This window comes from Priestia abyssalis, assembly GCF_002019595.1.
GTDB classification, from domain to species: Bacteria; Bacillota; Bacilli; order Bacillales; family Bacillaceae_H; genus Bacillus_BA; species Bacillus_BA abyssalis.
The window spans coordinates 5,641,280-5,649,380 of sequence record NZ_KV917369.1; the positions used below are offsets into that span (position 1 = coordinate 5,641,280).

The 8,101-nt window shown below is 38.8% G+C and carries 9 protein-coding genes; all 9 read left to right on the forward strand.

The features are described 5' to 3' along the window. Positions 1-209 precede the first annotated feature (209 nt). Positions 210-1,628 (forward strand): anthranilate synthase component I family protein, encoded by a 1,419-nt coding sequence (locus BK575_RS27015; protein ID WP_078414578.1) that lies wholly within the window; start codon positions 210-212, stop codon positions 1,626-1,628. Further along, positions 1,625-2,200 carry an aminodeoxychorismate/anthranilate synthase component II gene (gene pabA, locus BK575_RS27020; RefSeq protein ID WP_078414579.1) on the forward strand — a complete coding sequence of 192 codons (576 nt, stop codon included), beginning with the start codon at positions 1,625-1,627 and terminating at the stop codon, positions 2,198-2,200. The genes BK575_RS27015 and pabA overlap by 4 nt, the downstream gene beginning before the upstream one ends. Before the next feature lie 3 nt (positions 2,201-2,203). Then, positions 2,204-3,058, forward strand: coding sequence for an aminodeoxychorismate lyase (gene pabC / locus BK575_RS27025; RefSeq protein ID WP_078414580.1), 855 nt, complete (start codon positions 2,204-2,206; stop codon positions 3,056-3,058). A gap of 18 nt (positions 3,059-3,076) precedes the next feature. After that, entirely contained in the window at positions 3,077-3,934 is an 858-nt protein-coding gene (gene folP / locus BK575_RS27030; protein ID WP_139368186.1) for a dihydropteroate synthase, read from the forward strand. Continuing rightward, on the forward strand, positions 3,927-4,286 hold the full coding sequence (folB, locus tag BK575_RS27035; protein WP_078414980.1) for a dihydroneopterin aldolase: 360 nt from the start codon (positions 3,927-3,929) through the stop codon (positions 4,284-4,286). The genes folP and folB overlap by 8 nt, the downstream gene beginning before the upstream one ends. Beyond that, positions 4,287-4,814, forward strand: coding sequence for a 2-amino-4-hydroxy-6-hydroxymethyldihydropteridine diphosphokinase (gene folK, locus BK575_RS27040; RefSeq protein ID WP_078414581.1), 528 nt, complete (start codon positions 4,287-4,289; stop codon positions 4,812-4,814). Further along, a complete protein-coding gene (locus BK575_RS27045) occupies positions 4,766-4,981 on the forward strand; it encodes a helix-turn-helix domain-containing protein (RefSeq protein WP_078414582.1) in 216 nt (71 codons plus the stop codon). Before folK ends, BK575_RS27045 begins: the two co-directional genes overlap by 49 nt. A gap of 20 nt (positions 4,982-5,001) precedes the next feature. Beyond that, positions 5,002-6,003 carry a tRNA dihydrouridine synthase DusB gene (dusB, locus tag BK575_RS27050; RefSeq protein WP_078414583.1) on the forward strand — a complete coding sequence of 334 codons (1,002 nt, stop codon included), beginning with the start codon at positions 5,002-5,004 and terminating at the stop codon, positions 6,001-6,003. 225 nt (positions 6,004-6,228) lie between these two features. After that, the gene (gene lysS / locus BK575_RS27055) at positions 6,229-7,713 is read left to right on the forward strand and encodes a lysine--tRNA ligase (protein ID WP_078414584.1); all 1,485 of its coding nucleotides are present in this window, start codon (positions 6,229-6,231) and stop codon (positions 7,711-7,713) included. The last annotated feature ends 388 nt before the right edge of the window (positions 7,714-8,101 follow it).

Genomic DNA, 8,101 nt, shown 5'->3' on the forward strand with positions numbered 1-8,101 from the left:
TACTAAAAATGAAAAACTCAACATGAACTAAGTCAGCTGCACCTTGAGTTAATTTCTGTAAGGTTTGCATCTCTCCTGATTTAGCGGAGAAAAAAGTCCCTCAATGATTGGAGTTTCAATTTATATATTTTTAGTAAACGATATATGAACTTATCGTGTGAATCATGTAAAATGGAGAATAGATGATTGGCTTTTAGGAGAGTGAATACATGCAACAGCGTAGATCTTGGGGAGAGAAAATAGTCATTCCTAAAGAAGAATGGTTTTTCATCTATAAACATTTGTCAAAGGAGCAGCCGCGCCATATATTGCTTGAAAGTGGGAGAGGCGGAAGATACAGCATAATAGGGTTAAAACCTTTTGCTGTTTTAGAAGGCCGCTACAATCGTTTGAAGGTAACGAATGAGTTTGAGGCATATGAGCTTGAGGGAAATCCTCTTCATCTTATGAGAACATGGATGAGTCAGTACAAAGCACATTCTAATCCCCACTTACCGGATTTTCAAGGAGGGGCCATCGGTTTTATCAGTTATGATTATATCCGCCATGTTGAACACCTTCCATCCATTGGTAAAGATGATTTGGACATGCCGAATCTTTATTTTTTAGTGTTTGATGATGTGTTCGTTTATGATCATCATAAAGAAGAGTTATGGGTGATTGTGAATGATGAGCTGAGCCGTGAAAAAGTTGCTCTAGAGCGACTAGATTTATACAAATCTCAGTGGATCGCATGTGCTAAACAAGAACAAACGGTATTATCAGTGCCTTATGAACCTTCGCTAGAATTTTCTATGTCTGAAGGAGCGTTTATAGAGGCAGTAGAGAAAATTCAGGCTTATATCGGGCAAGGAGATGTTTTTCAGGTGAATTTATCTGTTCGCCAGTCTCAGTCTCTAGGTACACCTCCTATTCATATTTATGAAAAATTGCGTGAAATTAATCCTTCTCCTTATATGGGATATATGCAAACCCCAGAATTTCAAATTGTCAGCAGTTCACCTGAACTGTTGATCAAAAAAAGGGGAGATGAGGTAAGTACGAGGCCGATTGCAGGGACGCGCTCGCGCGGAAGAACAGATGAAGAGGATCAACAGTTAGCTGATGAGTTAATTCATAACGAAAAAGAGCGTGCAGAGCACGTAATGCTTGTCGATTTGGAAAGAAATGATTTAGGACGAGTGTGTGAATACGGGACAGTATATGTAGACGAGTTTATGGTGATCGAAAAATACTCGCACGTTATGCATATTGTTTCTAATGTAAAGGGCAAGCTGCAATCATCCAAGGATTACGTAGATATCATTGATGCAGTCTTCCCTGGTGGAACCATTACGGGTGCTCCAAAGGTTCGAACGATGGAAATCATTGAAGAGTTAGAACCTGTCAGACGAGGTTTGTATACGGGTTCGATTGGATGGATTGGATTTAATGAAGATATGGAATTGAACATTGTCATCCGAACATTGGTAGCAAAGGAAGGAAAAGCTCATGTACAAGCAGGAGCGGGTATTGTTATTGATTCCAATCCTATCCAAGAATATAAAGAGTCTTTAAAGAAAGCAACCGCCTTATGGAAGGCAAAAGAGAAGAGTGAAAAAGAGCTGAGTGAGGGTGAGAAGAGATGATTTTAATGATTGATAATTATGATTCATTTACATTTAATTTAGTGCAATACTTAGGGGAATTGGGAGAAGAGTTAGTTGTTAAACGGAACGACCAAATTACTTTGAAGGAGATTGAAGAATTAAACCCTGAATTTTTAATGATTTCACCGGGGCCTTGCAGTCCGAATGAAGCGGGAATTAGTTTAGAAGCCATTACACATTTTGCGGGACAAATGCCAATTTTCGGTGTGTGTCTAGGGCATCAATCAATCGGCCAGGCATTCGGTGGAAAGGTTATACGTGCCGAACGTTTAATGCACGGAAAAACATCGGAGATTCATCATGATGGAAAAACTATTTTTAAGCAATTGGAGAATCCTTTTACTGCTACGCGCTATCATTCTCTAATTGTTGAAAAAAAAACACTTCCGGATTGTTTTGAAGTGTCAGCGTGGACGGAAGAGGGTGAAATTATGGCTATTCGCCATAAAACGTTACCGATTGAAGGGGTTCAGTTCCATCCCGAATCGATCATGACCTCTTTCGGGAAAGAAATGCTTCAAAACTTTATCTCTGCTTACAAGAAGGGATGAATCATGTATATATATTTGAACGGGAATATTATAAGGCGTGAGGAGGCTGCTATCTCTCCCTTTGATCACGGGTATATGTATGGATTGGGTTTATTTGAAACATTCCGTACGTATAATGGTCATCCATTTTTATTGGATGACCATTTGGCTCGTTTAAATAACGGATTAGAGGAGCTGGATATAGATTATCAATGCAAAAGGGAAGATACTCTTTCTATCCTGGAACAGCTTTTGAAAGTCAATGGACTGCAAGACGCGTATGTTCGGCTCAATGTTTCGGCTGGAGCGGGAGATGTGGGTCTTCAAATAGCACCGTATACGGAACCGACGGTCATTATGTATATAAAGCCGCTTCCTTTGAATGGAACGCAAGAAAAAGAAGGGGTTGTCCTGAAGACAACGAGAAATTCACCAGAGGGTAATCGACGCCTCAAGTCCCATCACTATTTGAATAATATCTTGGCAAAAAAGGAAATGGGAAGTGCTCCTGCTAAAGAAGGCATTTTTTTAACGAAAGAAGGTTATATAGCGGAGGGAATTGTTTCTAATTTATTTTTTGTAAAAGATGGAATAGTCTATACGCCTTCCTTAGAAACAGGTATTTTAGATGGGATAACCCGCCAGTTTGTATTCTCGCTTTTGGAGAAGCTCAATATAACCGTAAAAGAAGGTTTTTTTACGATTCAAGAGTTGCTTAAAAGTGATGAAATCTTTGTAACAAATTCTGTTCAGGAAATCACCCCGATTGTAAGGATTGGAAATCATTTTTATCCGAAGGGGAAACATACTTTGGTACACCGGCTTCAAACTATTTATAATCAGGTTTGCCAGTCCTTATGGAGCAAACGTGACTTATAAAAGAAGGGAACAATGGATATGACAGTTAATACATTAATGAAATCTTCAGTTATTCGTTGCGGCGATTATAAACTGGATTATTCCTCCAAGACCTTGATTATGGGTATCTTAAATGCAACACCAGACTCTTTTTCTGATGGCGGTAAATATAATCATTTGGATACTGCGGTAAAGCATGCCCGACAAATGGTTGAAGAAGGAGCGCATATTATTGATATCGGAGGAGAATCAACACGTCCTGGATTTGTACCGGTATCAGTAGAAGAAGAGTTACACCGTGCCATTCCTGTTGTGAGAGAAGTGGCAAAATACGTGAAGGTCCCCATCTCCATTGATACGTATAAAGCAGAAGTGGCGAAACAGGCAATTGAAGCAGGGGCCCATATTATTAATGACATATGGGGGGCAAAGGCAGACCCTAAAATGGCAGAAGTAGCGGCCTTCTATCAAGTTCCGATTATTATTATGCATAATCGAGAGAATCGAAATTACCAAAGTCTGATTCCAGATATGCTTTCTGACTTATATGAAAGCATTAAGATAGTGAAGAGTGCAGGAGTTAAAGATGAACAAATTATTTTAGATCCAGGAATAGGGTTTGCCAAAGATTTTGATCAAAATATAGAAGTCATGAAAAACTTAGATAAGTTTACCATATTAGGATATCCGGTTCTCTTAGGTACTTCTCGAAAGGGAATGATTGGACATGTGCTGGATTTACCACCGCATGAAAGAGCAGAAGGAACAGCCGCGACTGTTTGTTTAGGTATTACTAAAGGGATTCATATAACAAGAGTGCATGACGTGCTGCACATTTCAAGAACGGCTAAAATGATGGATGTCTTGGTCGGGAAGGGGGAGGGCCCTCATCGATAAAATCTATGTGAACGGTATGAGATTTTATGGCTATCACGGTGTATATGCAGAGGAAAATAAACTTGGACAACGCTTTAATGCTGATGTCACAGTAGAGCTGGATTTGCACAAGGCTGGAGTTACAGATGATTTGAACTACACAGTCAATTACGCGGAAATTTATAAAATTTGCAGGGAAATTGCAGAAGGAGAACCGTTCAAATTGATTGAAGCTGTGGCGGAAAACATCGCTTCGAAAATTTTAGATGCCTTTTCAGTTGTAGAGTCTTGTACTGTAAAGTTATACAAACCTGACCCCCCTATCCCTGGCTATTATGAATCAGTTGCTGTGGAAATTACAAGGAGTCGTTAAATGGAAAATATAGCTTTTATCTCTTTAGGTTCAAACTTAGGAGATCGTTTCCAATATTTGAAAGAAGCTGTTATGCAGCTAAATAATCATGAATCTGTAGAACTAATCAATATGTCATCTATTTATGAAACAGATCCTATTGGATATGAAGAGCAGAGTGCGTTTTTGAATATGGTAGTAAAAATCTGCACATCTTTGTCACCTGTATCTTTATTAACACGTTTGCAAGAAATCGAGAGAGAGCATGGGAGAAAAAGGGATATTCGTTGGGGGCCTCGAACTTTAGACCTTGACATTTTATTGTTTAACCAAGAAAATATTGAAACAGAGCAACTTGAGATTCCGCACCCTAGAATGACTGAGAGAGCTTTTGTTATGATTCCATTGTTTGAAGTGGACCATGATGTCCAAATTCCTAATCAAGCTCATTCTATTTCGTCTATTATAGATTCATTACAAGATAAAGAAGGGGTAAGGGTATGGAAGCAGAAAAATGGGGAAGACGTATACGCGCTTTTCGCAAATTAAAGGGGTATACCCAGGAGGGATTTGCAAAAGATTTAGGAGTTTCTGTTTCTGTATTGGGAGAGGTCGAACGCGGCAACCGGTTCCCTTCTGAAGAATTTGTTGAGAATATTGCTAATGCGTTAGATATTAGTGTTCAAGAATTAACACCGCAAGATATAGAAGAGTAATAAAAGGAGGTTAAAAGGTTTTGCTTAAAATTGGAGATATTACGATGAAGAACCCCGTTGTCCTTGCCCCGATGGCTGGAGTTTGTAATGCAGCCTTTCGTTTAACGGTTAAGGAATTTGGAGCGGGTCTAGTTTGTGCAGAAATGGTTAGTGACAAAGCGATTTTATATAATAACGCTAAAACGATGGGCATGTTATATATCGATGAGCGTGAAAAGCCATTAAGTTTGCAAATCTTTGGTGGGGAAAAAGAAACACTTGTAGAAGCAGCTAAGTTTGTGGATAAAAACACCACTGCCGATATCATTGACATTAATATGGGGTGTCCAGTACCGAAAATAACCAAATGCGATGCAGGTGCTAAATGGTTGTTGGATCCTAATAAAATTTATGAAATGGTAGCAGCTGTTGTAGATGCAGTAGATAAACCGGTCACTGTCAAAATGCGAATTGGTTGGGATGAAGAACACATTTATGCGATCGAGAATGCACGAGCGGTTGAACGTGCGGGTGGAAAAGCTGTAGCTGTTCACGGAAGAACGCGTGTACAAATGTATGAAGGACATGCAGATTGGAATATTATTAAGCAGGTGAAAGAAGCCGTTTCGATTCCGGTTATCGGGAATGGAGATGTTCAAACACCCCAAGATGCAAAACGCATGTTAGAGGAAACGGGTGTAGATGGTGTTATGATCGGTCGTGCAGCACTTGGCAATCCATGGATGATTTACCGTACAGTTAAATATTTGGAGACGGGTGAATTAATGGGTGAACCGTCAGTGAGAGAAAAAATTGATGTGTGCTTATTACACCTTGATCGTTTGATTGATTTAAAGGGTGAAAATGTAGCAGTACGGGAAATGAGAAAGCATGCTGCATGGTATTTAAAAGGGGTTCGTGGAAATGCGAAAGTCCGTAATGGTGTAAATGAATGTTCAACAAGAGATGAATTAACAACTTTGTTGAGGAATTACGTTGAAGAAGTAGAGTTAAAGCAGCAAAGTGATGCTCAAGTCATTTGACATCTAGAATTTGCTAACCTATAATACCCATAATGAATATTACTCGCTGCCAGTTAAATACTGGCTTTTTTTCTGTTTGTATAAAGTGAAACTTTCCTTATTCGAATTTCTCTTTTGTTTGAGGTTAGTTGACCAATAGAGTTCTGATAGGTGACGTCCTCTTGCTCATAAAGAGTAAAAGTTACCTATTAGAGCGGGATAAAAATAAGGCATGGAGATGATCACATGAGTCACGAAGAATTAAATGACCAACTGCTTGTCCGCAGAGAAAAGATGCAAAAACTCAGAGAGCAAGGAATGGACCCATTCGGTAAGCGTTTCGAACGCACTCACACATCTCAAGAACTTTTTGCATCATATGATGGCCTTTCTAAAGAAGAGTTAGAAGAGAAGAAAATCGAGGTAACATTAGCGGGTCGCATTATGACAAAGCGTGGTAAAGGGAAAGCGGGATTTGCTCATATCCAAGATTTGACGGGCCAAATCCAGCTTTATGTGCGCCAAGATTCAGTGGGTGAAGAAGCGTATGACATATTTAACACTGCTGATATTGGAGATATTGTAGGTGTAAAAGGAACTCTTTTCAAAACAAAAGTGGGTGAGCTCTCGATTAAAGTGAGTGAATTCACATTGTTGACGAAAGCGTTACGTCCGCTGCCTGATAAATTCCATGGATTAAAAGATGTTGAACAGCGCTATCGCCAACGTTACTTAGATTTAATTACAAATCCAGAGAGCAAAAGTACATTTATTACACGGAGTCTAATTATTCAATCAATGCGCCGTTATCTAGATAGCCACGGTTATTTGGAAGTGGAAACTCCAATGATGCATTCTATTGCTGGGGGAGCATCAGCAAGACCATTCATTACGCATCATAATGCCTTAGATATGACTTTATATATGCGTATTGCAATTGAATTGCACTTAAAGCGTTTAATCGTTGGAGGTCTTGAAAAAGTATATGAAATTGGCCGTGTATTCCGTAATGAGGGGGTTTCTACAAGACATAATCCCGAATTCACGATGATTGAACTATATGAAGCTTACGCTGATTATAACGATATTATGAGCTTGACGGAAAATTTAATCGCCCATATTGCTCAAGAAGTACTAGGTACAACAAAGGTACAATATGGTGAACATGAAGTAGATTTAACGCCACAATGGACAAGACTTCATATGGTTGAGGCTGTTAAGCAATATACAGGGGTAGATTTTTGGAAAGAAATGACTGATGAAGAGGCGCGTGCATTGGCAAAAGAGCATGGTGTAGAAGTAGCTGAACATATGCAATTCGGTCATATCTTAAACGAATTTTTCGAACAAAAAGTAGAAGATAAACTTATTCAGCCAACATTTATTTACGGTCACCCGGTTGAAATTTCTCCATTGGCAAAGAAAAACGATGAAGATTCAAGATTTACTGATCGCTTCGAATTATTTATTGTAGGTCGTGAGCATGCAAATGCGTTTACCGAATTAAACGATCCAATCGACCAAAGGGAGCGTTTTGAGGCTCAATTGAAAGAAAAAGAGCAAGGAAACGATGAGGCGCATGAAATGGATAATGACTTTATCGAAGCGCTGGAATATGGAATGCCTCCAACCGGTGGATTAGGAATTGGAATTGATCGTCTAGTCATGTTATTGACTAACGCTCCTTCTATTCGTGATGTGCTGTTGTTTCCGCAAATGCGTCATCGCTAAAAGTTGTTATAAAATAATAAAGAGAGGCGGCCTATTCTTAAGAATAGGCCGCCTCTCTTTATGGGAAAATTGTTAAAGTGAATAAGATTATGAAGCAAAAAATTTAATATTTAAATTTCCTTTAATATAATTGATTAATATTTTTTATTCTGGTATATTAATCTTTATTGTTTAAGAAACAAACGAAGTTGAAATTACTTTCGAAAAAGTAATTGACTTCGAAAGAGAAAACATGATATTATATAAAAGTTGCTTCGCAGCAACGGTGAACTTTGAAAACTGAACAAAACAAAAAAACGTCAACGTTAATTCTATTTTATTATGAGCAAGTCAAACATTTCTTCGGAGAGTTTGATCCTGGCTCAGGACGAACGCTGGCGGCGTGCCT